This is a genomic window from Brevibacillus sp. AG, assembly GCF_028369215.1.
Classification (GTDB): Bacteria; Bacillota; Bacilli; order Brevibacillales; family Brevibacillaceae; genus Brevibacillus; species Brevibacillus porteri.
Genome location: NZ_JAQMYO010000015.1, coordinates 62,430 through 85,210, shown reverse-complemented (window position 1 = coordinate 85,210; position 22,781 = coordinate 62,430). Strand labels below are relative to the sequence as shown.

Annotated in this window: 24 protein-coding genes and 1 other annotated feature; of the genes, 2 read left to right on the top strand and 22 right to left on the bottom strand. The window is 47.9% G+C overall.

Annotation, left to right across the window (positions count from 1 at the left end; genetic code table 11):
* Nucleotides 1–39: 39 nt before the first annotated feature.
* The 6 genes from mfd to glmU all read right to left on the bottom strand — a co-directional run bounded on the left by mfd (nt 40) and on the right by glmU (nt 7,759).
* Nucleotides 40–3,588, bottom strand: coding sequence for a transcription-repair coupling factor (gene mfd / locus POF51_RS28370; RefSeq protein ID WP_271756539.1), 3,549 nt, complete (start codon nt 3,586–3,588; stop codon nt 40–42).
* A 146-nt stretch (nt 3,589–3,734) separates the two neighbouring features.
* Nucleotides 3,735–3,965: an anti-sigma-F factor Fin gene (locus POF51_RS28365; protein WP_007726431.1), complete on the bottom strand. Its 231-nt coding sequence runs from the start codon at nt 3,963–3,965 to the stop codon at nt 3,735–3,737.
* Nucleotides 3,966–4,026: 61 nt separating this feature from the next.
* Complete coding sequence (gene pth, locus POF51_RS28360) at nt 4,027–4,596, bottom strand: aminoacyl-tRNA hydrolase (RefSeq protein ID WP_017246944.1); 570 nt, start codon at nt 4,594–4,596, stop codon at nt 4,027–4,029.
* A gap of 106 nt (nt 4,597–4,702) precedes the next feature.
* Nucleotides 4,703–5,311, bottom strand: coding sequence for a 50S ribosomal protein L25 (locus POF51_RS28355; protein ID WP_017246943.1), 609 nt, complete (start codon nt 5,309–5,311; stop codon nt 4,703–4,705).
* A gap of 89 nt (nt 5,312–5,400) precedes the next feature.
* On the bottom strand, nt 5,401–6,351 hold the full coding sequence (locus POF51_RS28350; protein WP_017246942.1) for a ribose-phosphate diphosphokinase: 951 nt from the start codon (nt 6,349–6,351) through the stop codon (nt 5,401–5,403).
* 22 nt (nt 6,352–6,373) lie between these two features.
* Nucleotides 6,374–7,759, bottom strand: a complete 1,386-nt coding sequence (glmU, locus tag POF51_RS28345; protein WP_069852571.1) for a bifunctional UDP-N-acetylglucosamine diphosphorylase/glucosamine-1-phosphate N-acetyltransferase GlmU — start codon at nt 7,757–7,759, stop codon at nt 6,374–6,376.
* A gap of 196 nt (nt 7,760–7,955) precedes the next feature.
* On the opposite strand from glmU, the gene POF51_RS28340 reads away from it, so the two are divergent.
* Entirely contained in the window at nt 7,956–8,972 is a 1,017-nt protein-coding gene (locus tag POF51_RS28340) for a CobW family GTP-binding protein (RefSeq protein WP_069852569.1), read from the top strand.
* 47 nt (nt 8,973–9,019) lie between these two features.
* On the opposite strand, the gene spoVG is transcribed toward POF51_RS28340, so the two are convergent.
* The 11 genes from spoVG to metG all read right to left on the bottom strand — a co-directional run bounded on the left by spoVG (nt 9,020) and on the right by metG (nt 18,552).
* Nucleotides 9,020–9,307: a septation regulator SpoVG gene (gene spoVG, locus POF51_RS28335; RefSeq protein WP_007719936.1), complete on the bottom strand. Its 288-nt coding sequence runs from the start codon at nt 9,305–9,307 to the stop codon at nt 9,020–9,022.
* A gap of 192 nt (nt 9,308–9,499) precedes the next feature.
* Complete coding sequence (locus tag POF51_RS28330) at nt 9,500–9,880, bottom strand: RidA family protein (RefSeq protein WP_017246939.1); 381 nt, start codon at nt 9,878–9,880, stop codon at nt 9,500–9,502.
* Nucleotides 9,881–9,886: 6 nt separating this feature from the next.
* Nucleotides 9,887–10,720 carry a pur operon repressor gene (purR, locus tag POF51_RS28325; RefSeq protein WP_007719934.1) on the bottom strand — a complete coding sequence of 278 codons (834 nt, stop codon included), beginning with the start codon at nt 10,718–10,720 and terminating at the stop codon, nt 9,887–9,889.
* A 55-nt stretch (nt 10,721–10,775) separates the two neighbouring features.
* On the bottom strand, nt 10,776–11,654 hold the full coding sequence (gene ispE, locus POF51_RS28320; RefSeq protein ID WP_069852567.1) for a 4-(cytidine 5'-diphospho)-2-C-methyl-D-erythritol kinase: 879 nt from the start codon (nt 11,652–11,654) through the stop codon (nt 10,776–10,778).
* 214 nt (nt 11,655–11,868) lie between these two features.
* Nucleotides 11,869–12,048 carry a small, acid-soluble spore protein, alpha/beta type gene (locus POF51_RS28315; RefSeq protein ID WP_017246937.1) on the bottom strand — a complete coding sequence of 60 codons (180 nt, stop codon included), beginning with the start codon at nt 12,046–12,048 and terminating at the stop codon, nt 11,869–11,871.
* Nucleotides 12,049–12,165: 117 nt separating this feature from the next.
* Entirely contained in the window at nt 12,166–12,438 is a 273-nt protein-coding gene (gene veg / locus POF51_RS28310; RefSeq protein ID WP_005830485.1) for a biofilm formation stimulator Veg, read from the bottom strand.
* Between the two features lie 216 nt (nt 12,439–12,654).
* The gene (gene rsmA, locus POF51_RS28305; protein ID WP_017246936.1) at nt 12,655–13,548 is read right to left on the bottom strand and encodes a 16S rRNA (adenine(1518)-N(6)/adenine(1519)-N(6))-dimethyltransferase RsmA; all 894 of its coding nucleotides are present in this window, start codon (nt 13,546–13,548) and stop codon (nt 12,655–12,657) included.
* Nucleotides 13,549–13,551: 3 nt separating this feature from the next.
* Nucleotides 13,552–14,100: a ribonuclease M5 gene (rnmV, locus tag POF51_RS28300; protein WP_069852640.1), complete on the bottom strand. Its 549-nt coding sequence runs from the start codon at nt 14,098–14,100 to the stop codon at nt 13,552–13,554.
* 170 nt (nt 14,101–14,270) lie between these two features.
* Nucleotides 14,271–15,368: a 3D domain-containing protein gene (locus POF51_RS28295; RefSeq protein ID WP_069852563.1), complete on the bottom strand. Its 1,098-nt coding sequence runs from the start codon at nt 15,366–15,368 to the stop codon at nt 14,271–14,273.
* A 358-nt stretch (nt 15,369–15,726) separates the two neighbouring features.
* Entirely contained in the window at nt 15,727–16,497 is a 771-nt protein-coding gene (locus POF51_RS28290) for a TatD family hydrolase (RefSeq protein ID WP_017246933.1), read from the bottom strand.
* A gap of 27 nt (nt 16,498–16,524) precedes the next feature.
* Nucleotides 16,525–18,552 (bottom strand): methionine--tRNA ligase, encoded by a 2,028-nt coding sequence (metG, locus tag POF51_RS28285; RefSeq protein ID WP_017246932.1) that lies wholly within the window; start codon nt 18,550–18,552, stop codon nt 16,525–16,527.
* Nucleotides 18,553–18,610: 58 nt separating this feature from the next.
* Nucleotides 18,611–18,865 (bottom strand) — a binding site (T-box leader).
* 445 nt (nt 18,866–19,310) lie between these two features.
* Between metG and POF51_RS28280 the strand changes: the two genes are divergently transcribed.
* A complete protein-coding gene (locus POF51_RS28280; RefSeq protein WP_007719913.1) occupies nt 19,311–19,559 on the top strand; it encodes an AbrB/MazE/SpoVT family DNA-binding domain-containing protein in 249 nt (82 codons plus the stop codon).
* Between the two features lie 60 nt (nt 19,560–19,619).
* On the opposite strand, the gene POF51_RS28275 is transcribed toward POF51_RS28280, so the two are convergent.
* From POF51_RS28275 to yabA, 5 genes are all read right to left on the bottom strand, one after another.
* Entirely contained in the window at nt 19,620–20,270 is a 651-nt protein-coding gene (locus POF51_RS28275; protein WP_083261749.1) for a class I SAM-dependent methyltransferase, read from the bottom strand.
* A 131-nt stretch (nt 20,271–20,401) separates the two neighbouring features.
* On the bottom strand, nt 20,402–21,274 hold the full coding sequence (rsmI, locus tag POF51_RS28270) for a 16S rRNA (cytidine(1402)-2'-O)-methyltransferase (protein ID WP_069852559.1): 873 nt from the start codon (nt 21,272–21,274) through the stop codon (nt 20,402–20,404).
* Nucleotides 21,271–21,546, bottom strand: a complete 276-nt coding sequence (locus POF51_RS28265) for a GIY-YIG nuclease family protein (RefSeq protein ID WP_069852557.1) — start codon at nt 21,544–21,546, stop codon at nt 21,271–21,273. The genes rsmI and POF51_RS28265 overlap by 4 nt, the downstream gene beginning before the upstream one ends.
* Complete coding sequence (locus POF51_RS28260) at nt 21,521–22,288, bottom strand: tRNA1(Val) (adenine(37)-N6)-methyltransferase (protein ID WP_069852555.1); 768 nt, start codon at nt 22,286–22,288, stop codon at nt 21,521–21,523. Before POF51_RS28260 ends, POF51_RS28265 begins: the two co-directional genes overlap by 26 nt.
* Before the next feature lie 108 nt (nt 22,289–22,396).
* Nucleotides 22,397–22,768: a DNA replication initiation control protein YabA gene (gene yabA / locus POF51_RS28255; RefSeq protein WP_017246926.1), complete on the bottom strand. Its 372-nt coding sequence runs from the start codon at nt 22,766–22,768 to the stop codon at nt 22,397–22,399.
* Nucleotides 22,769–22,781 lie beyond the last annotated feature (13 nt).

The window sequence follows — 22,781 nt, the reverse complement described above, 5'->3', positions numbered from 1 at the left end:
AATAAGGTTCTCCCTTCCCGGGCAAGCCCATTTTGTCAGTTAAGACACGGGGCTTTCCGTACCGGTGTCTCTTCGCACCTGGTGAAATTGACGCAGCAGCTTTTCAACCAACTGCACGCCCTCATCTTCTTTTAACCCCTTTACTTTAACAGCAATCGTGATCTGTTGTCCACCCGACAGCCCAACCCTCTTGCTCCAGTTACTGGTAAGTGCAAACAAGGCTCCACCATCGATGTTGTTGTTCTGACTAGGGTGCAGGAACAATTTAATCTCGTCTGGATTCTTTTGGCTAATTTCGGTGATGTGATGCTTCAGGGCATACACACGCAAACGGGAAATGGTCAACAGATTATCAACTGGCTTCGGAACTGGTCCAAAACGGTCTAGCAGCTCCTCTGCCAAATCGTCGACGTCTTCCAATGTAGACACCGCGACAAACTTTTTGTACATCTCGATTTTTTGTCGGCTGTCCGTAATGTACATCGACGGAATATAGGCATCCAGTTGCAGATTGATCTCCACAGGTGTGACAATTTCGTGTTTGACTTCGCCCTTTAGCTCATCAATGGCCTCTTTCAGCATCTGGCTGTACAAGTCGAATCCGACCGTATTAATAAAACCATGCTGCTCCGCGCCCAGCAAATTACCGGCTCCACGAATGGACAAGTCTCGCATCGCGATCTTGAAACCAGAGCCGAGCTCGGTAAATTCCTTGATGGCTTGCAGACGTTTTTCCGCTACCTCTGTCAGCACCTTGTCCCGTTGATACGTAAAGTAAGCGTACGCAATTCGGTTGGAACGACCTACACGTCCACGCAGCTGATACAGCTGGGACAAGCCCATTTTATCTGCATTGTAAATAATCAGCGTATTGACGTTCGGGATGTCCACCCCGGTCTCAATGATCGTCGTGCTGACTAATACGTCAAAATTCCCTTCCAAAAAGTCGAGAATGACGCCCTCCAGCTCACTTTCGTTCATCTGCCCATGCGCCACAGCGATGCGCGCGTCAGGAACGAGCATAGAAATCTGCTCCGCCATCTGTTCGATTCCTTGTACTTGGTTGTAGAGGAAGAACACTTGACCATCACGAGCCATCTCACGCTCAATCGCTTCGCGAACCAAAGCAGGGCTGTAATCCATCACATACGTCTGCACCGGAAAACGATTTTCTGGCGGAGTTTCGATAACAGACAAATCACGCACACCGAGCATCGACATGTGCAAGGTACGTGGAATCGGCGTAGCGGTCAGTGTCATAACATCCACATTCGTTTTGATCTGCTTGAGCTTTTCCTTGTGGCTCACACCGAAGCGCTGCTCCTCGTCTACGATTAACAGACCGAGCTCGCGGAATGTCAGGTCTTTGGAAAGGAGACGGTGCGTACCGATGACGACATCGACTGTGCCTTCCTTCAGTCCTTTTAACGTGGCATTCTGCTCTTTGCGCGAACGGAATCGACTCAATACCTCCACGCGGATCGGATATTCCGCAAAACGCTCACGGAACGTCTCGTAATGCTGCTGAGCCAGAATCGTAGTTGGAACCAAAACGGCTACCTGTTTTCCGTCCATGACAGACTTGAAGGCAGCACGAATCGCAACCTCTGTCTTCCCGTAACCCACGTCCCCACAAACGAGGCGATCCATCGGACGTTTGCGCTCCATGTCCGCTTTGACTTCAGAAATCGCGCGGAGCTGGTCTTGTGTTTCCTGATACGGGAACATCGCCTCAAATTCACGCTGCTCTGTCGTGTCGGGAGAGAATGTATGACCGACAGCTGCTTCGCGTGCTGCGTACAGCTTGATCAAATCTTCAGCGATATCCTTTACAGACGACTGGACTTTATTTTTGACCCGTTTCCACTCGCTGCCGCCCAAGCTGTAAATCTTCGGCTGTGCCTCTTCGCTCGCCACGTACTTCTGCACATGGTCGATTTGATCAATCGGAACAAACAGACTGTCTCCTGCTGCGTATTGAATATGAAGGTAATCTTTATGAATTCCGAGAATTTCCTTGGTTTCAATTCCGAGGTATTTCCCAATCCCGTGATTGACGTGGACGACGAAATCACCGGGCTTTAGCTCAAGGTAGTTTTTGATACGCTCGGCGTTGTTCATCGTCTGTTGAACTTTGCGTGCCTTGCGCTGTTTTGCTGTAAAAACTTCGCCTTCCGTAATAACGACCAGCTTGTTTAATGGCAGCTCAAAGCCTGTCTGGAGATTTCCTAAAATGATCGTAGGACGCCCCGGAGGCACCGTTTCCACTGCATCAGTTAAAACATCCGCTTCCATTTCGTAGTCATGCAGGACACGCTCCAGTCGCTTTGCACGCTCCAAATCAGCTGCGACAAAGACGATCTGATCCTGGGACTTCTTCCAACGAGCCAGTTCTGTTTTCAGTACGTTCATCTGTCCATGGAAGTTTTGCATGGTACGACAAGTCAGATTCACGATGTTTTGCGGCTGAGTCTTTGGTGATTGTCTCAAAAATAGGGAGAGGTAAACGATCTGGCGCTTTTTCGTCGACACGATCTCGTCGTACGTGCGCGACAGGCTGAGATTGGACATATTTTCGCCCTGGATGATGCGTCCTGTCAGCCATTCCCCTTCTTCTTTTTGCAATTGCGCTGCCGTATCCAACACACGGGAAGGCTCATCAACGATCAGCAAGGTATCGGAAGGCATATAGGACAATAAGGTATCACCCGTCGGGTAAATGACAGAGATGTACGAATACAGCTGTGCAAAACGCTGTCCTTGCTTCATTCTCTCTGCATCAGAGCCGATTCGCTCCATGACTTTTTCCTTGGCAGCCCCATCCTTCAAATTGGCGATGGTTTCTCCCAGCTTTTGTTCCAAGCGAACAGCCGATTCCTGCAATAACGGAGTCGAAGCGATCATTTCTTTTGCCGGACCGAGAATATAAGTCTGGACGGATTCCAGTGACCGTTGGGAGAGCATGTCAAACGTACGGATCGAGTCGATCTCCACATCAAACAGCTCAATCCGCACCGGCCACTCCGAATCGATCGGATACAAATCGATAATTCCACCGCGAATACTCATTTCTCCCTTGCGCTCGACCATGTCCACTCTCTCATAGCCAAGCTCAATACATCGGAGTAAAAAGGAATCAATATCGAGCTCATCACCGACAGATAACTGAATTTGTGCTTCCTTCCATACTTGCGGGGGAACGACTAAGCGACGCAAGCCAGCAAATGGTGCAACCAAAAAACCCGTAAAGCCTTGGGCCAGACGGTTGAATACATGAATTCGCTGCGCCAGCATTTCAGGGCTGGCAATGGCAAGCTCAGAGCCAATCAGCTCATTACCGGGATAAAGCAACACCTGATCAGAGGGAACTAACTCGATCAAATCTTCGTATACTTTTTGTGCTTGGTACATGTTATGCGTCACTACGCAGACCGGACGATCTGACATTTGTTGCAATGACGCCATCAATACTTGCCGGGCGGAACCAGCTAAGCCAGAGACAAGCTGCTCATGAAGCCCCTTCTCCAAACCAGCCACGATTGTCCCGACATTCGTGTCCTGTTTCATCGGGTTAATGATGACTTGCATTCACTAATCCCCTCTCTAATTCTTCTGTCAACTAAAAGCAGAGCCTCGCTTACGTTCACAATAACCGCAGGTCAGCCATGCGAAAAGAAGCCTTAGCTCCCCAAGCTAAGGCCTTGTCAGTGCAAGCCTTCCTAATGCGTATCCACTTATTGAAGTGGGTTTCCGACTAGCGAAAGCTCTGGATGCTGAATCAGCGCTTCACGGCAATAGTCGCACGTGATGCTGACGACCGTATCTCCACTTTGTTCTCTCGATATTATAAGAGCACGTTCCTCCGGGGTCAAGGAATCAAACCCGAGCTGCGCTTCTGTTACTTGCGATTCGTCAAATTCTGCAATCTTCATGCCGCAACAACGACATGTATAGCGTATGCTCATGCACATACCACCCCCATACTGTTCCTACTGGTTAGTATGGACGATTGGGTGGGAAATCATACTACTTCTTCAAGCTGTTGTAATGGTTCATGACCTTTAAAAACGACTCTCTTGTCCACATGGCACATGCTTCAGCAGCCACGCTCACCGCTTCTTGAATATCGGCTCTTTCCGCCACTGGAAACGTATTCAAAACATAGTCGCTGACGCTCCGCCCTGGTTCAGGACGGCTGATTCCTACCTTGATTCGTTTAAACTCCTGTGTGCCCAAATGCTGAATCATCGACTTGATGCCGTTGTGCCCACCAGCGCTGCCTTTTTCTCGCAGACGAAGATGTCCGGTCGGCAAATCAAGATCGTCGTAGATGACAACGAGATCGTCTGGAATCAGCTTGTAAAACTTGAGGACTTCCGCTACCGATTCACCTGAGAGATTCATGTACGTCTGCGGCTTCACCAGCAGCACCTTCTCGCCTTCGATTCGGCCTTCGCCAACTAGTGCACGAAACTTGTTTTGCGTAACAGGAATTCCCCATTTGTCGCTAATCTTATCTATGGCCATAAAGCCAGCATTATGTCTGGTGTCTTCATATTTTTTGCCGGGATTACCCAATCCAATTATGACTTTCACGCTTATTCCCTCCCACTCTCTCCCCATTGTACTCGAATGGTTACGTGAACAAAAGTAGAAGGGCAGAGATGAAATCACCTCGCCCTTCTTTTTTTAAGCCATGATTTTATTCGTTAGCGGTTCCTGCTTTTTCGGCCACTGCCTCTGCTTCTTGCTCCGCATCAATCGATTCTTCGGACTTGACCTTAACTGGCAGGACACTGATCAGCACTTCCGTGGAATCAAGCCCCAGCTCCACTCCTGGCGGGACTGTCAGATCCGCTACCAAAACGACATCCCCGATGTTGAACCCATCTACATCGACTAGGAACGATTCTGGTATATTACCTGGCAAGCAAGTCACTTCCACACTATGGCGGACAAGAGTAGCCACACCCAACTCCGGATCTCCTGTCATGAGGACAGGTACGGACGTGTGTATTTTTTCATTCATATTGATCTTCTTAAAATCTGCATGCAAAATGTTTCCCTGCAAAGGATGCCGTTGCAGCTCATAAACCATGACATCGTGCGTGTCCCCGTCTACACTCAACCGAAATGGCTTATTCGTCGTCTGATGACGCAGGGCCGCATCCAGTTCTCTTCCTTTGAGCTGAATTGGCTTATTGCCCACTTCGCTGCCGTACATAATACCGGGAACCCAGCCTTCCTTGCGCAGTACCTTTACAGCATTGCCTGTCTTTTTTTCACGAGACTGTGCCTGTAATTGTTCCACAAAAAAACCTCCTTCGGACTGCTAGTAAAAGTTTCCTCACTAGCTTGTCCATCGGAGGTTTAGTTCAATCCCCTACAGGGGATTGTATATTAATCGAACAACTTGCTTACGGAAAGCTCTTCGTGAACACGAATGATTGCTTCACCAATGATTGGCGCTACGGAAAGAACGGTAATCTTATCGATAATTTGTTCTTCTGTCAGCGGGATCGAGTTGGTCACAATCAGTTCCTTGATCGTCGAGTTAGCAATACGCTCGATAGCAGGACCAGACAGAACTGGGTGCGTGCAGCATGCATATACTTCACGTGCGCCTGCTTCTACAAGTGCACTTGCAGCTAGTGTGATCGTTCCAGCGGTATCGATAATATCGTCGATGATGATCGCTGTTTTGCCTTCGATGTTACCTACGATGTTCATTACTTCGGCTACGTTTGGTTCTGGGCGGCGTTTGTCAATAATGGCAATAGGCGCTTCCAGACGTTCTGCCAATTTACGAGCACGAGTCACTCCACCGTGGTCAGGAGATACGACAACGATATCTTTCAGACCTTTTTCAGAGAAGTGTTTACCCAAGATAGGCACACCCAGCAGATGATCAACTGGAATATCGAAGAAGCCTTGGATTTGTGTTGCGTGCAGATCCATCGTAATCACACGTTGTGCACCTGCAGTCTCGATCAGGTTAGCAACCAGCTTGGCTGTGATTGGATCACGTGCACGTGCTTTGCGATCTTGACGAGCGTAGCCGTAGTAAGGAATTACCACGTTAATACTCTTAGCCGAAGCGCGCTTCAATGCATCGACCATGACCAAAAGCTCCATCAGATGCTCATTAACGGGAGCAGATGTTGGCTGAATGACAAATACGTCACAACCGCGAACGCTTTCATTGAGTTTGAGTTGGCATTCGCCATCACTAAAGCGCACTACTTGTGCGTTTCCGAGTGGTACACCGATATGTTCGGCGATTTCTTTTGCCAGTTCCGGGTTTGCGTTGCACGTAAATACCTTCAGTTTTGGGTCGCGGTAGTTAGCCATGATCTTCTCAAGAACCTCCCGTTTATGATTGCTTTTTGCCCTTGCGAGGCATTTTGTTCGCGTAATCGATCTTATTGACTTGACGCTCACGTGCGATCGCAAGCGCATTATCCGGCACATCTTGGTTAATGGTCGAGCCAGCAGCTACATAAGCACTTTGTCCAACTGTAACGGGCGCAACCAGATTGCTGTTGCATCCGATGAACGCTCCATCTTTTACTGTTGTTTTATGCTTCACTGCCCCATCGTAGTTGACGGTAATCGTTCCACAGCCAATATTGACTCCGTCTCCGATCTCCGCATCTCCTACATAGCTGAGATGAGGAACCTTCGTACCGTCACCAATTTTCGCATTTTTCAATTCCACGAAATCACCGATTTTAGCATTGCTTCCAATCTGTGTTCCTGGTCGAACATAAGCAAATGGCCCAACAGATGAGTCGCTTTTCACACTCGAATCAACCATTACCGAGTAAGAAATGGTCACGCCACTCGCTACTTCCACATTCGTCAGATCCGCTTGGGGTCCGATTACACAATCAGCTCCCACGGTTGTTTGTCCACGCAGGAAAGAACCTGGGTGGATCACAGTATCTGCCTCAATCTTCACATCAGTTTCGATGTACGTAGAAGCTGGATCGATGATTGTCACACCATTTCGCATGTGACCAGTCATAATACGTTTTTTCATGTAGGCTTCTGCTTCGGATAGCTGTACACGATCGTTCACACCCATCGTTTCCTCCGGGTCAACCGCTTCGTACCCAACTACCTTTTCACCTGCCTCACGCAAAATACCGACAACGTCTGTTACATAGTATTCGCCTTGTGCGTTGTCATTTTTCACTTCCGCCAAGGCTTTCCATAATTTTCGGTTGTCATAGCAGTATATGCCCGTATTAATTTCTCTGATCGCCCGTTCCGCTTCTGTAGCGTCCTTATGTTCCACGATTCGCAATACTTCGCCCGCCTCATTGCGCACGATACGCCCATAACCTGTTGCATCAGGTAATACGGCGGTTAATACAGTTGCAGCCGCTTGCTGCTCCTCGTGATAGGTCAGCAAGGCCGACAACGTAGTCGCTGACAAGAGGGGAACGTCGCCATATAAAAGAAACGTAGTTCCTTCTTTATCCTGTAAAAACGGCGCTGCCTGCGAAACGGCATGTGCCGTTCCCAACTGTTCTTCTTGCAGTGCATAAGTGATATCCTCGCCTAGCTTGGCGCGGACAGCGTCAGCACCATGACCTACGACGACAACGATATCCTGAACCTGCATGGACGCCATCGTATCGACTACATGCTGAACCATAGGCTTTCCGCACACAGGGTGCAGGACTTTGTACAGCTTCGATTTCATCCGTGTACCCTGACCAGCAGCCAGAACCACGGCATGGATCTTAGACATGTCAACCCTCCATCGTAGAAGTTCCACAATGACTATATCCTAATTCATATGTGAATTTCAAGACAATCGATACAGGATTATCCCTGATTCCTTGCATTGCCAGTAGTTAGACACAAGGCAGACAACATTTAATTTTCTGACAGAAATGTGATATATTGTTGGGCGAAAGGGGTTATTTTGAAGGAGGTAGGATTAGATGAGCGCAGAGGTATACTTGCTGACTGGGTATTTAGGAAGCGGAAAAACCACCCTTTTGCAACAATGGCTGACTCATTTGCGCATCACAGACCAGAAAGTAGTCGTCTTGATGAATGAAATGGGGGAGGAAGATATTGACGGGGAACAATTGCAAGGCTTCGGCTTTCCTGTCAAAAAAATGCTCGATGGCTGCATTTGCTGCTCGATCAAGGGCGAGCTGACGGAGGGCTTGAAAGATATTATGAACGCCATTGCGCCAGACCGAATCCTCATCGAGACTACTGGCGTAGCCGATCCACTTGATGTCATCGATACGATTACCCATCCAGAGCTGTATGATCGACTGGAGTTAAAAGGGACCATTAGTGTTGTCGACGCCTCTCGCTTTCTGGACCTCAACTCACGATTCTCCTCGACTGGCACTCTGGTCAAAACGATTCGAAACCAAGTGCGTTACGCAGACCTGCTTCTTTTGAACAAAACCGATTTGACCAGTCCTGATGTCATAGAGCGGGTCCGTCAAAAGCTCAGTGAAATCAATCCGACTGCACCCATACACGCTACTGTTCAGGCGGAAATAGAAGTCTCCCGGCTTTTGTCTGTCAAACGCACCGTTCGTGAGCGACCGCTCGACAACGAGACAAACCGCCCTATTGCCGTACAGAAAAGCATCGGCCGAATGTCCACGATGGACAGGCTCAAGCAATCCCTCGGCCTAAAAACAAGCCAGCCCTCTCTCTACAATAGTATCGAAACATTTTCCTATGTATTCACCGGACCAGTAGACGCGAAAAAATTCGAGGACTTCCTATACGATCTCCCCAAAAACGTCTATCGGGCAAAAGGTTACGTCCAGTTTCACGGAAAGCCCGAGCTGATCTCGTTTCAACATACCGATAATCAGGTGCTCCTGTTCCCTTTTGAAAATTTCGGACCAAAAATGGTGGCTGTTTTCATCGGGGAAGGCATGGACCGAGAAATTATTTTGAACGACCTAAAAAAATGTTATGGTTAACGGACGCCGAAGCACCCTGCCGCAAGTGACAGGGTGCTTTGTGTGTTTTAAGCACCAGCTTCGATAGTGCTTTCTTCCTCTTGACCTACGCGGTCGTATTCTGTGAGAACTGCTGCCTGGATTTTTTCACGGGTAGTCGAAGAAATCGGATGGGCAATATCACGGAATTCTCCATCTGGTGTACGCTTGCTCGGCATAGCTACAAACATACCATTGTTTCCGTCAATGACACGGATATCATGAACCACAAACTCATGGTCAATTGTAATGGATGCAATCGCTTTCATCCTACCATCCGTATTCACTCGGCGCAGCCTTACGTCTGTTACTTCCATCTAGTTCACTCCCTTTATCTATGTAACGCGTTTAGGATTATTTCCACTCGCTGGGTAAATATTCCTGCTTACCATTATGCAATATTTGAAAAAATATATAAATATGTTTATATGTCATTTTTTGGAAATTTTCTACAATCACACAAAAAAATAGCCTAATGCGCGTGGCATCAGGCTATTTTCCAATTTTTCCTATTCGATGTAAGCTACAATTTCGATTTCGACTTTTACGTCGCGCGGCAGACGTGCCACTTCCACAGTGGAACGAGCTGGCTTGTGATCGCCGAAATAGTGGCCGTACACTTCATTCAGTTGGCCAAAATCATTCATGTCCTTGATGAATACAGTCGCCTTCACTACGTTCGTCAGGTTGCCACCGGCTTCTGCTAGTACTGCTTGAATGTTGGAAAAAACCTGATGGGTTTGCTCCACGACGTCACCTTCTACCAAAGTGCCGTCAGCACGCAGCGGAATTTGACCCGATGCAAAAAGAAATGGACCTACCTTCGCAGCTTGGCTGTAAGGACCAATAGCGGCAGGAGCCTTGTCAGTTGAAACAAAAGAGATTGCCATACCTATCTACTCCCCTCTATTTTCAAAAAAACTGCCTAGCTCTATTTCAATTTGCTTGCCCTTGAAGTCTACATCCTGCAGTTTTGCAAGCGATACATATTCATCTACCAAACGCTCAGAAACATCTGCTGTTGTTTCTACCAGTACGCCGCACCCTACTACGGTTGCACGGAATTCCTGCAACAGATCAATCATGCCCCGCAATGTCCCGCCAGCTTTCATAAAGTCATCCACAATGAGGACGCGAGACTGCTCGGCCAAACCGCGGCGAGCGAGTGACATGGTTTGAATTCGTTTACTGGAACCCGATACATAGTTAATGCTCACTACTGAACCTTCCGTCACCTTGTTGTCACGGCGCACAATCACAACAGGCACATTCAGAAACATAGCCGTCGCATACGCAAGTGGAATCCCCTTTGTTTCCACCGTCATAACGACATCCACATTTTTATCCGCATAAGCGGTTGCAAAGAGCTTTCCGATCTTCGCCATCGTTTGTGGATTCCCGAGAATGTCGGACATATACAAGTATCCACCTGGCAAAAGTCTCTCTGGATTAGCGAGTTGACCGATCAGTTCGCGCATGAAGTGAAGGGCCTCTTCCGTTTTGACCTGTGGAATATACTTCACTCCGCCTGCCGCTCCCGCCACCGTTTTCAACAAGCCTACCCCTTGGACTTCAAAAGCCTCTTTAATGATAGACAAGTCTTCACTGATGGATGATTTCGCTGCGCCGTATTGTTCCGCGAACAGAGTGAGAGGAGTCAGCGTATGGGGATGGGCGAGCAAGTGCTGCGTCATATCAACCAGACGTGCACTTCTGCGCAATTTCTTCATGGCTCTTCCTCCAAAACCGAATATTATGCTGATAATGTATCATTTCCATACGGGTTTATGCAAGTATTTCCCCATCTTGAGCGCCTAACATTCGGACAACAAACACATCTTTGACAAAACCTCGCAACGCGTTGTAGATCCGATGTACTTTCGCTTCCTTTTGCACAAGAGCAAACACAGTAGGGCCGCTGCCAGACATCAGGACACCATCTGCCCCCGAAGCGACCATGAGATCCTTGATCTGTCTTACTTGTGGATGGAGCGAGAGCGTGACGTTCTCCAACACATTCCCAAGAGATTGGCACATGAGTGAAAAGTCTTGAGTCGCGATGGCTTGCAGCATTTGTTGGGTATCGGGATGATTATCGATCTGGGCCACACGCAGGTTTCCGTATACATCCGGGGTAGATACTCCGATAGGCGGCTTGGCTAGAATGACCCAGCACGGTGCAGGCGCTCCCAGATGCGCAATCTGTTCGCCACGCCCTGTCGCCAGCGCTGTTCCTCCATAAACGCAAAACGGCACATCAGAGCCAATTTCTGCTCCGATTTTAGCCAGCTCATCTCTGGTCAACCCGAGATTCCACAATTGGTTCAAGCCGCGTAGTGTTGCTGCTGCATCACTACTGCCACCTGCCAGTCCAGCCGCAACCGGAATTTGCTTGTCGATATACAAGTGTACGCCCTGGCGTACTTGAAATTTTTCTTTCATGAGCGTTGCCGCTTTATATGCGTGGTTACGGATATCATCCGGTACGAAGCTGGCAGAACAGTCCAGCGTAATCTCACCATCTTCGCGTAGAGTCATGTCCACACGATCTGCCAAGTCTACGGTTGTCATCACCATTTCCACTTCGTGATAACCGTCCGGCCGTTTGGCAAGCACGTCGAGAGTCAAATTAATTTTGGCCGGAGCTTTGACCGAGATACGCACGTAATTCACCTCTGCCTACTTTCTAAATTTCCTAGTCTCTTATTGTAGCATAGGCAAACTCTCCCATGCCACTTGATCAATTAAAAAGAATAGGATCGAGATCATTATGGGTATTTCGAAAATTCAGCTCTCTTTACAAAAAAAAACCGGGTTGCCCCGGCCTTGTCAACGAGTGTTTATATGGTGAGAAACGTCCGTACGATCAAACCAAATGCTACAATCGCTTAGCGGCTAATGCTTCCTCAGCAAGCTGAACAGCACGCTTGACCATGTTACCCGCATCCCGTGTCGTGATGCCTCCCCAACCCTCGGCTTTTACTGTATCGTAAAACCCAAGCTCTTTGGCCAGTTCCATCTTAAACTGCTCTGACATCAGTCCTCGTCTGCGACCCATAGCACCCTCCTTCTCGTTGACAGGCTTAGTGTGCTCTATGCTGCTCTTTTTATTGCCTCAACCAAATGTTCAGAGCTTTTCGATATAAAAAACAAAACAGTAGAACCCAAAAGGGCTCTACTGTTGTACAAATGTGATGCGGATGTGCTCGTTTTCGCGGCACACCGTCAATTCTACTGTTTCCGTCAAGATGTCAGCATAGCTGTAAGATACCCGCTCAAAGAGTTGGTCGTCATCCAGCTTTACCACAAACACAGATGGGTAAGTTTCTTCGAGGATGCCACTACGTTCAACGGTTTTGCGGCGACCGCCATTAGCCTTCAGCAGGATGCGCTCACCGATGTGTCCGTCTAAACTGCGTTTAATGTCAAGTAACGCGTTTCTTGCCATTGTTCCATCCACCTCGCTTACATCTATTATAACAGCTCACTTATATTTTGTCAAAGAAATAAAAAATTATAGCAACCCTGTAGATATTTTGTCAACGGGGTTTTTTTCATAAAAAACGTAGATATTTGTCAAAAGATATGCATAAAGGGCATAAATACGCAAAAACCCCCATTCTTGGGTGATCTCGCCCAAAAATAAGGGGGTCGTCTACACGATTTACGTAATCAGTCCGCGGCGCATACCTTCGTTCGCTAGGCGGGCAAATTCGTCCAAACTGAGTGTTTCACCACGTCGAGTCGGATTGATCCCGATGTCAGTGAGCATCTGTATTACTTCATCCTTTTGGGTTTTAGGAAACAGTCCGTTCATTAGGTTGTTCAACAACGTCTTACGGCGCTGCGCAAACGAGCTGCGTACCACCCGGAAAAACACATCCTGGTCGTCTACTTCCACTGGAGGACGATCCCTTACCTTTAAGCGAATCACTGCCGAGTCGACATTCGGACGCGGAATGAACACACTTGCAGGCACAATCATCGCTACTTCTGTTTCTGCATAGAATTGAGCTGCGACTGAAAGAGAGCCATAGTCTTTCGTTCCTGGTTTGGCTGCAATTCTCTCTGCCACTTCCTTTTGAATCATGACCACGATGTTTTCGAGGGGCAATCTCTCTTCCAACAGCTTCATCAGGATGGGGGTCGTCACATAGTAAGGCAGATTCGCCACTACGCTCAGCTTTTCCACTCCTGTCATCTTTTCTTCTATTAACTTCTTCAGATCTAGCTCCAGTACGTCCCCATGAACGACTTCAATATTTTCATAGGGTGACAGCGTGTCCTGCAAAATAGGCAAAAGACGCTGGTCGATTTCGATCGCCATTACTTTTTTGGCTGCTCGTCCCAATTGCTCCGTCAGCGCACCGATACCGGGCCCAATTTCAATCGCTCCCTTTTCCTTGGTAAGGTCTGCCTCTGAAACAATGTTATGTAAAATGTTGGTGTCTATCAGGAAGTTCTGGCCCAGACTCTTCTTAAAAGAAAAGCCGTACTTCTCCAATATTTCTTTTGTACGCGTAGGTGTCGCAATATCCTTGCCCGCTATTTGGGTCATGGCTTACTTCCTCTCTTTGTTGATAGCCGTAATGGCCGCTTCGAATTCTGCTCGACTGATTTGGAAGGCATTGAGCCGCTGCAGCATTTGCTTGGCGTTGGCGTATCCGATCCCCAATGCTTCTCCCAGCTTAATTCTGCGATCTTTAGCATCTACTCCGGACGTAAGGCCATTTGCCAACAGATCGTCTGAGGTAATCTCTCCAGCCGTTTCCGCCATTTCGGTACGTACCTCTGAAAGCGCACGAATAATCACGTCAGGTGACGCGTTCTCAACGCCGATGTCGCCCTTTTTGGTCCCGTCCTCCTGGGTAATAAATGCGTGCTTGCAGCCTGGAACCGACTTGCTGATAATTTTTCGGATGCGCTCCCCTTGATAATCAGGGTCTGTAAAAATAATAACACCGCGTTTTTGTTGCGCCAGCCTGATTTTTTCAATCGTTCTTTTATGAATGGCAGAACCACCAGTTTCAATCGTATCAGCATTAACCGCACGCTTGATTGCTGCGGTATCGTCTCGTCCTTCCACCACGATGACTTCCTTGATCTTCATCATGTGCTCCCACTTTCGTACAAAGTCGGTACGATACTAGTGTTCCAAAAAAAACCGTACCCAAAGCCAAAAATACATGAAACATTTGGTAAAAAGGATCGTCTAACTAACAAACAGCTTATCACAATAACCATGTAGGAAACAGAAGAACAGGAGCAATCGCTCCTGTCCTAAGGCTTCTGTGGTCCAATGATATATACAGTTTTGTTTCGCTTGCGACCGAATTTCCTCGCCTCGGATTCCGTGCCTACGAATACGTCGATTTTGCCACCTTTCATGGCACCACCCGTATCTTCAGCTCGACGATACCCAACACCTTCAATGTACACCCACCATCCATACGGAATGACTTTAGGATCTACAGCGATTGTGTGACCTGTCTTGGCTTTTACCCCTGTCGATGTGCGTCCATATCCCGGAGAGCTTGGGTGTTTGCCACCTCCCGAAGGAGTATAAGCAGTCAGGGTAACCCCGTTCAGTACTTTTTTCGGCCTAAACACTTTTCCACCACGTGATACCGGACCCGCTGCTGAAGCAACCAGGACCCGATCTGGTTGACCCTTTTTCTGCAACGTTGGAACTGCGGTACCCACGGCTACGACATTATCTTTCTTCGGTACAAGTACATCTTTTTTGACCAGATCACGGGAGACTTCTTTTCCATCTTCCATGACTAGCTTATAGTGTGCAATTGCCTTACCTTCTTGCCCGCTCTGTAATACGCGGGTCTTACCTTTTTCCAGCGCTGGATCATTTTTGCGTATTTCTTGAAAGGTGACTCGCTCATCGACTTTTACCATTTTCTCAACAACCCGCTTTACGCTGATCGAGGAGTCCTTGGTAAGTGTAGCGGTCAATACCGGTTCTACCCGGTCCTTCTCACCTAGCACGATGCCGCCGTCCTTCAACGCACCAGCAACATCACGACTAAGTGTCTCTATCGTTTTTTTCTGCCCGTCAACCTGGATTGGTATGGACCAGGTTGTATATAAAGTAATGAGTGCTCCGTCTTTTAGCTTCGTCTCGGGGGTCGGTTGAAGGGAATCCTTTTCCGTTACCGTAATGTTTCGCTCGGTTAAGAACTGCTCAACGGTCTTGGCTTTTGTAGCGACCGTCTTGCTTTCTCCGTCCAACGAAAAAGTGACCTGTTTTGGCTGAGTAGCCTGGGCAGAGAAATAGCCAATCATGGGAACGAGCACAAGAGCAAGGCAGCCAAACATGACTAGCCCACGATTCTTATACCTTTCCCATATCGCGCGTAACTCCATTTCCCACACTCCTTTTCCTAGAAAAGCGCAAGGCTCTTCTTGTCTAGCCAGGTAAGGGTCGATGTAATTGCACTAATATTCTGGAAGTGGCCGGTACTTCACAAGGTCGGCTTTGATTGTATTTCACTTTCCCGGCTTTGTCAAATTTACCCTCCCTTTTGGCTGAAGCGATAATGGTACCAGACTAGCAAAATAGGCATGGCGAATGGTAGCAGAAACCTGTCGAGGAGCCATGTCGGATGGACAATAATCGTTCGACACATTGTTCATCGTATGCGTCGACAAAATAGAGTAGAACCCGGTTACATAACACAAAAAAACGGGAAATCACGTAATCAATCGTGATTTCCCGTTTTTATTAACCGTTCATGCGAAAAAGACGTCTGGCGTTGTCTGCGGTAATTTGTGCCATTTCCTCGTAAGACAAACCATGAATGTTCGCCATTTCCTCACAGACGTAGCGCACATATCCACTCTCATTTCGCTTCCCGCGGAAAGGATGCGGAGTGAGATACGGGCAATCTGTCTCTATCAACAGCTTGTCTAGCGGTACCTTCGCTGCTACTTCTTTTGGCTGCTTGGCATTTTTGAATGTAAGCGGACCACCGAACGAAATATAAAAATTCATATCGAGTGCCTGCTTCGCTGTTTCCCAGCTGCCAGAGAAGCAGTGCATGATGCCGCCAACATCTGCTGCCTTCTCTTCCTTCAGGATCGTTAAAACGTCTTGGTGCGCATCGCGATTGTGGATGATGATCGGCATGTCGAGCTTGCGAGCCAGACGAATCTGCTTGCGGAACACCTCTGCCTGCACATCACGTGGCGACGTATCCCAGTAGTAGTCCAAGCCCATTTCACCCAATCCCACTACTTTCGGATCACGACTGAGTTCCTCGATCCATTCTAGGTGTTCGTCTGTCATGTCCTTGGCGTCTTGTGGATGCCAACCGATGACGGCGTAAATAAAGTCATACGCATGAGCCAAATCCATGCAAGTTGGAATTGTTTCAGCGTTGAATCCAATGTTCACAATTGTACTGACGCCATTTTCTTGCGCACGAGCAATGACCTCTGCACGATCTTCATCGAATTCCTTCGCATTTAGATGAGCATGGGTTTCAAATAACAAGATGGGTCCTTCCTTTCCTTGCCCTCGTTACTTCACGATTGCTCCGTTCGGCATACTTGGGTCAACAGTCGCAAGTGTCAGCTGATCTCCTGCCGATGCTGCCAAGATCATCCCTTGAGACAGCTCGCCGCGAAGCTTCACTGGCTTCAGGTTAGCTACGAGGATCACTTTTTTGCCGACCATATCTTCTGGGGAGTAGTATTTCGCGATACCGGAAACAACCTGGCGCTTCTCGTAGCCGAGATCCAATTGCAGAACCAACAGTTTGTCAGCATTTGGATGCTTGGCACATTCCACGACCTGTGCGACGCGCAGCTCTACTTTTCCAAAATCGTCGATGCTGATTTCTTCCTTTGCATCAGCTGGTTTGTCCGTTGCTGCTTCTGTTTGGTTGGTGTTTGTTTCACTCACAGGTGCTTCCCCTTTCAAAGCTGCTTGCTTTTTCTTGTTTTCCTCTGCTTGGCGACGTGCCTCTGCTGTCGAATCGTCGATGAAAGCCAGTTCTGCTTGAACATCCAGACGAGGGAAGAGCAGTTCCTTGCGGCTAACGGTGCTTCCAGCAGGCAATCCACCCCATACACTTGCAGATTCCCAGCTTGTTGCTTCTTCATTGCCCAAAATACCCAGTTGGTCCCAAATTTTCGCTGGTGCTTTGGTCATGAACGGTTGGATCAGCACGGAGCTAATGCGGATGCTTTCCACCAAATTGTACATAACGGTTGCCAGACGACCTTTGGTTTCTTCGGTTTTTGCCAAATTCCAAGGCATGGTCTCGTCGATGTATTTGTTTGTACGTCCCACCAGTTCCCAGATGTGAGCCAGTGCATTGGAGAAGCGCATTTCTTCTATGTGCTCTTCCACCAGCGCCTTCGTTTTCATCGCGAGGCCGATCAAGCTGTCATCCGGCTCTCCTGCATCCTGTGGCGCTGGAACGATACCATCGAAATATTTCTCAATCATCGTAGCGGTACGGCTCAGCAGGTTTCCGATGTCATTAGCCAAATCGTAGTTCAGGCGCTGTACGAACGATTCTGGCGTGAAGATGCCATCCTGACCGAAGTTGATTTCACGAAGCAGGAAGTAGCGAACGCCGTCAGAACCGTAACGGTCGATCAAAACCTTCGGATCAATGACATTGCCCTTGGATTTTGACATTTTTCCATCTGGCATCAGAAGCCAGCCATGACCAAAAATTTGTTTTGGCAATGGGATATCCAGTGCCATCAACAGGATTGGCCAGTAGATCGTATGAAAGCGCAAAATGTCTTTTCCAACCATATGAACATTGGCAGGCCAGAAGTTACGATATTTGCTGTCATCCTCGGACAAATAGCCGAGAGCAGAGATATAGTTGGTCAATGCATCGATCCATACGTAAATGACGTGCTCTGGATCGCTTGGCACCTTGATTCCCCAGTCAAATGTACTACGGGATACAGACAAATCCTGGAGACCTGGCTTCAGGAAGTTGTTGATCATTTCGTTGCGGCGGCTCTCCGGCTGAATAAATTCAGGGTTTGCTTCGATGTGCGCAAGCAGTCTGTCCTGATACTTGGACATGCGGAAGAAGTAGTTTTTCTCCTTCACTTTTTTCACTTCGCGACCACAGTCTGGGCAAGCATACCCGTTGTCCGTTTTCGCTTGGGTTTCTGTCCAGAAAGCCTCGCAAGGTACACAGTAGAAGCCCTCATACTCGCCCAAATAAATATCACCTTGGTCGAGCAGGCGCTGGAACACTTTTTGTACAACCTCTTTATGACGAGGCTCTGTGGTACGGATGAAATCGTCATAAGAGATGTCGAGCTTTTGCCACAGGTCCTTTACCCAATCGACAATCGGGTCGATGAATTCCAGCGGTTGTTTGCCATCCTCGGCAGCACGCTCTTGGAGCTTTTGACCATGCTCATCTGTCCCTGTCAGGTAATACACATCATAGCCGCGCAAACGCTTATAACGAGCCATAGCATCACACGCGATTGTGGTGTAGGCGTTACCGATGTGGAGTTTGTTACTCGGATAGTAGATCGGTGTTGTGATGTAATAAGTAGGTTTCATTGCAACTATTCCCCTCCTGTTTACGTTTATTAAAATAAGGAAAAGCCCACCCCAAAAAAATTGGGGCGAGCTCTATCTCGCGGTACCACCCAAACACTCCGTCCCCTCACGGAGAACAGACTTGGTGAGTCAAAACATGACTCTACCCGTAACGTGGGCATACGTCACAGACTACTAGGTACGGTCAATGCCGTCACTGTTCATCTGCAAGACTCAGGGTCCATGTTCAGCTTGCTCACTTATACCGGTTTTCAGCTACCCCGGCTCTCTGAAATAAGGAGGATCGGCTTACTCTTCCCATCATGGTCGTTTGGTATCATTTGCTGCATTTATCCTCTATTGTACACGACCAACCTGTTTTGTAAACATCCTCGGCAAGCCCATTTTCCTAAGGAATTTTATCGCTTGCTTCATACCAGCTTTACAAATTACAAGAAGAAAAGAAAAAACTTGGAGTTTTTGTCGAATCACCTTGATGTGTTTCGACATTCATCGACTTATTCGACACCCAATAATCCCAGTAAATTTTATCCATAAAAAATTTCCATATCGCTTCCAATGCTTTGAGAAACACTGATTTAACAGCATTTTCGTTTTGAAAAAACATTTTGCTTTTCAAGTAATTGTCAAAATCATGTTGACACCTTTGGGAATGGCTGGTATGATTATCCCAACAGAAAATGTCGAATATTGACGATAAATGATGAGTGTATAACAATAGCATCGACATATACAGTTTTTGGGAGGAGATTTTAACTATGATGAAATCAACCGGTATTGTTCGCAAAGTAGATGAATTGGGTCGTGTTGTTATTCCAATCGAATTGCGCCGCACTCTGGGTATCGCTGAGAAAGATGCTTTGGAAATCTACGTTGACGGAGAGCGCATCATCCTGAAAAAGTATGAGCCTGCATGTATCTTCTGTGGAAACGCTGACAAAGTATCTCACTTTAAAGGTAAAATCGTGTGCCAAGATTGCCTGACAGAAATGCCTGTTAAACGCTAATATGATTTGATTACATAAACATGCCTTTGTGGGACGAGCCTCACAAAGGCTTTTTGTTTGCTATTTTTTCTTCAACAGCGCTCGGAAGAAGAACAGCCTAGGCGCATACAAATCAGAATAGACCACATCAGCCGGCATTTCAAAGGATACCTCGCCAGAAAACTGTAGCCCAACCTCCGCCAAAACTTGCTGCAGTCGCGCTAAATTGATCAGCGGGTAATCAAAAGTGAGTACGAGCTGCCCATCGTCTTTTAACACTCTGTGAAATTCGCGGAATGCTTGCACCATAATCGGGTCTTCGAGATGCTCAAGAACAGAGATACAGAATACCGTATCAAACTTTTGATTCGAGTACGGCAAGTAGGTCAAATTGGCTCGACAATAATGAATACCGTCAAAATAATGCACAGGCAAGCTGTCTGCTACTCTTTCCCCAAATACGTCCACAATATCTTGATAGATCGCTTCCTTAGACAGTATCCGATTATCGAGATCACAAGCGTGTACTTCTCGACATTGATCAGCCAAATAAAATTTGAATGGATGGCATATCCCGCATGCCGAATCAAGCACAACATCATTCGGATTGGCAAATTGTTTGGCCCAGGCATATTCGTACGGTCTACTGTTCCATGTAACCGGCAGTGTAAATATGAAGTGATCGTCTTTTTCATCTGTATTCACAATAAAACGAGAATCACTTATACTCACTGCTGATTCCCCCTTCCTTTCCTTCCGAAAACACCGCCAGCGCCCATTACCATCGTATTCACGTACACCGTCGACATGACGAAAAGAAAAAAAGCCGACCGTATCGGCCAGCTTTGCTCACTCATTGCCTTCTATTCACGATGATATTCGTTGTAAACATCTCGTTTGGATACGTTTCGATCATCGGCTGCTTGCTTGATGGCTTCCTTTTTCCCCATGCCTTGCGCGCAGTAATGATCTACGTGCTCCACGATACTCATCGATTGCCACCATGTATCATCGACTTCCGCTTCCAGTGGTCCGGTGTTTCCTTCGACAATGACACAAAACTCACCGCGCACCTCGCCGCTTCTGAGCCATTCCAGCAGCTCGTCCAACGTCCCACGCACAAATTCCTCGTAGCGCTTTGTAAGCTCTCTTGCCAGGACAGCTCTCCGATTCCCCCACGCCTCCCGCATGGCAGCAAGCGTCTTTTCCACTCGATGGGGAGCTTCATAAAAAATGAGCGTTTCTGGATATCGCTTCAATCGTTCCAGCTCTTCACGTCTTTCTTTGTTTTCCCGGCCTATAAATCCGCAAAATACGAAGCGATCAGTAGGAAGACCGGAAGCAATCAAAGCTGTCAACGCCGCATTGGCACCTGGAACGGGGATAACAGGAAATCCCGCTGCGGTCGCATCTCGTACCAGCTCCGCACCCGGGTCGGAAATAGCCGGCAAGCCAGCGTCACTTACCAAGGCAATCTTCTTGCCCTCGGCAAGCCACTGCAACAGTCCATTTCCACTTGCTTCCTTATTATGCTCGTGATAGCTGACCGTACGTTTTTCGATTTGAAAATGATTCAGCAGCTTTCTTGTCTGGCGCGTATCTTCACACGCGATGACATCGACTTCACGCAACGTATTTAGACACCGCACCGTGATATCATCGAGATTGCCGATGGGTGTAGCCACCAAATAAAGGACTCCTGCTTCTTCTGACGCAAAACTGCGTTGCACATTCATTCGGAAGCCCCTCCAATCAATTCTTCTTTTTTCTTGCGCGTTAATCGTTTGATGCTCTCTTCACGCTTGAGACCCCAGGAACGGTCTGCTCCTTCTTCCCAATAGAGCAGCTTCACTGGCCCGCGGCCTCTCGTATACTTGGCACCTTTTCCTTCATTATGAGCAGCCAAACGGCGGATCAGCTCTGTCGTATATCCAGTGTAAAGTGTCCCATCCGCACAAGACAGGATGTAGACATAGTGACTCTTACTCGAGGGAATCTCGTCTGCCATAATAGATTTCCTGTAGTTCTTCACAGTATTGCTCTCCATTTTCATACACAATCAGCGGCGGCTGAATTCTCAGCTCCGGCTTTCCACCCCTTATTCCCTCGATCAGAACCATATTCGGCTCTGCTTCCTTGCGCGGGTAAACCAGACGCATCCGTTTCGGCTCGATGCCGTATTGGCGCATAAGCGAAATGATGTCGATCAAACGTGTGGATCGATGCACGAGCGCCAGCTTTCCGCCGTTTTTTAGCAACTGACTCCCCACGCGAATGACATCCTCCAAGGACAGCATAATCTCATGCCGGGCGATCGCAAAGTGCTCGCTGATGTTTTTCTCCCCGCTCGTCGCAGGCATATACGGCGGATTGCACGTGATCAAATCGAAGTTCCCGTGCCCGAACAACGACACCGCATCCTTCACATCGCCATGATGCATCGTAATTCGTTCGTTCAAGCCATTCAACATCACATTGCGGCTTGCCATGCTGAACAAACGCTCTTGAATTTCGATTCCATCAAAACTGGCTTCTGGCGTACGCGTGGTCATAATGAGCGGTATCGCCCCATTGCCCGTGCACATATCCAATACTTTTCCGCGCTTTGGCACCGATGCGAATCGCGCTAAAAGAACCGCGTCCATCGAGAAGCAAAACACTTCGTGGCTCTGGATTATTTTCATTTCATGTGTCAATAAATCATCGATGCGCTCTGTTTCGTAAAGCGGCACGTTGGTGACAGGTTCCATCTACGGCTCGTACTCCCTTTTGTTCTTGTCTTATTATTCCTATCCGGAAAAAAGCGACCTGACACGTGGCCCAGGTCGCTTTTTTTTGTGGTGCTGGTTACTCACCGCTTATTTTTGAGGGCCGCCGCTCAGGAATGAGAGACAGAACAGGCAATCCCCTTCTTTTCGCAGGCTGCCGAAATGCACATTGCAAATATGAAATCCTTCCGCGTACAAACGGGCGAGGTTGTCATATCCTTCTCCGACCACTGCCTTTTTGGCTTTTTCCTTCGCGACAGGGCTTGTTCCCTTTTGTTTTGCTTGGGCGCCGGTCTTTTTCCTGTCTAGTCGGTTGCGAAGGTGCTGGTTTTCAACGAGTAATTGGGCGTTTTCCTCCATCAAAACAACGATGACGTCTTTCAGTTCACCAATTTCTTTATAAAGGTCACCAATACGTTCTTCAATGCTCGCCATCTTGACGAAGATTTCCCGTTTGTCCACTAGCTCACCTCTC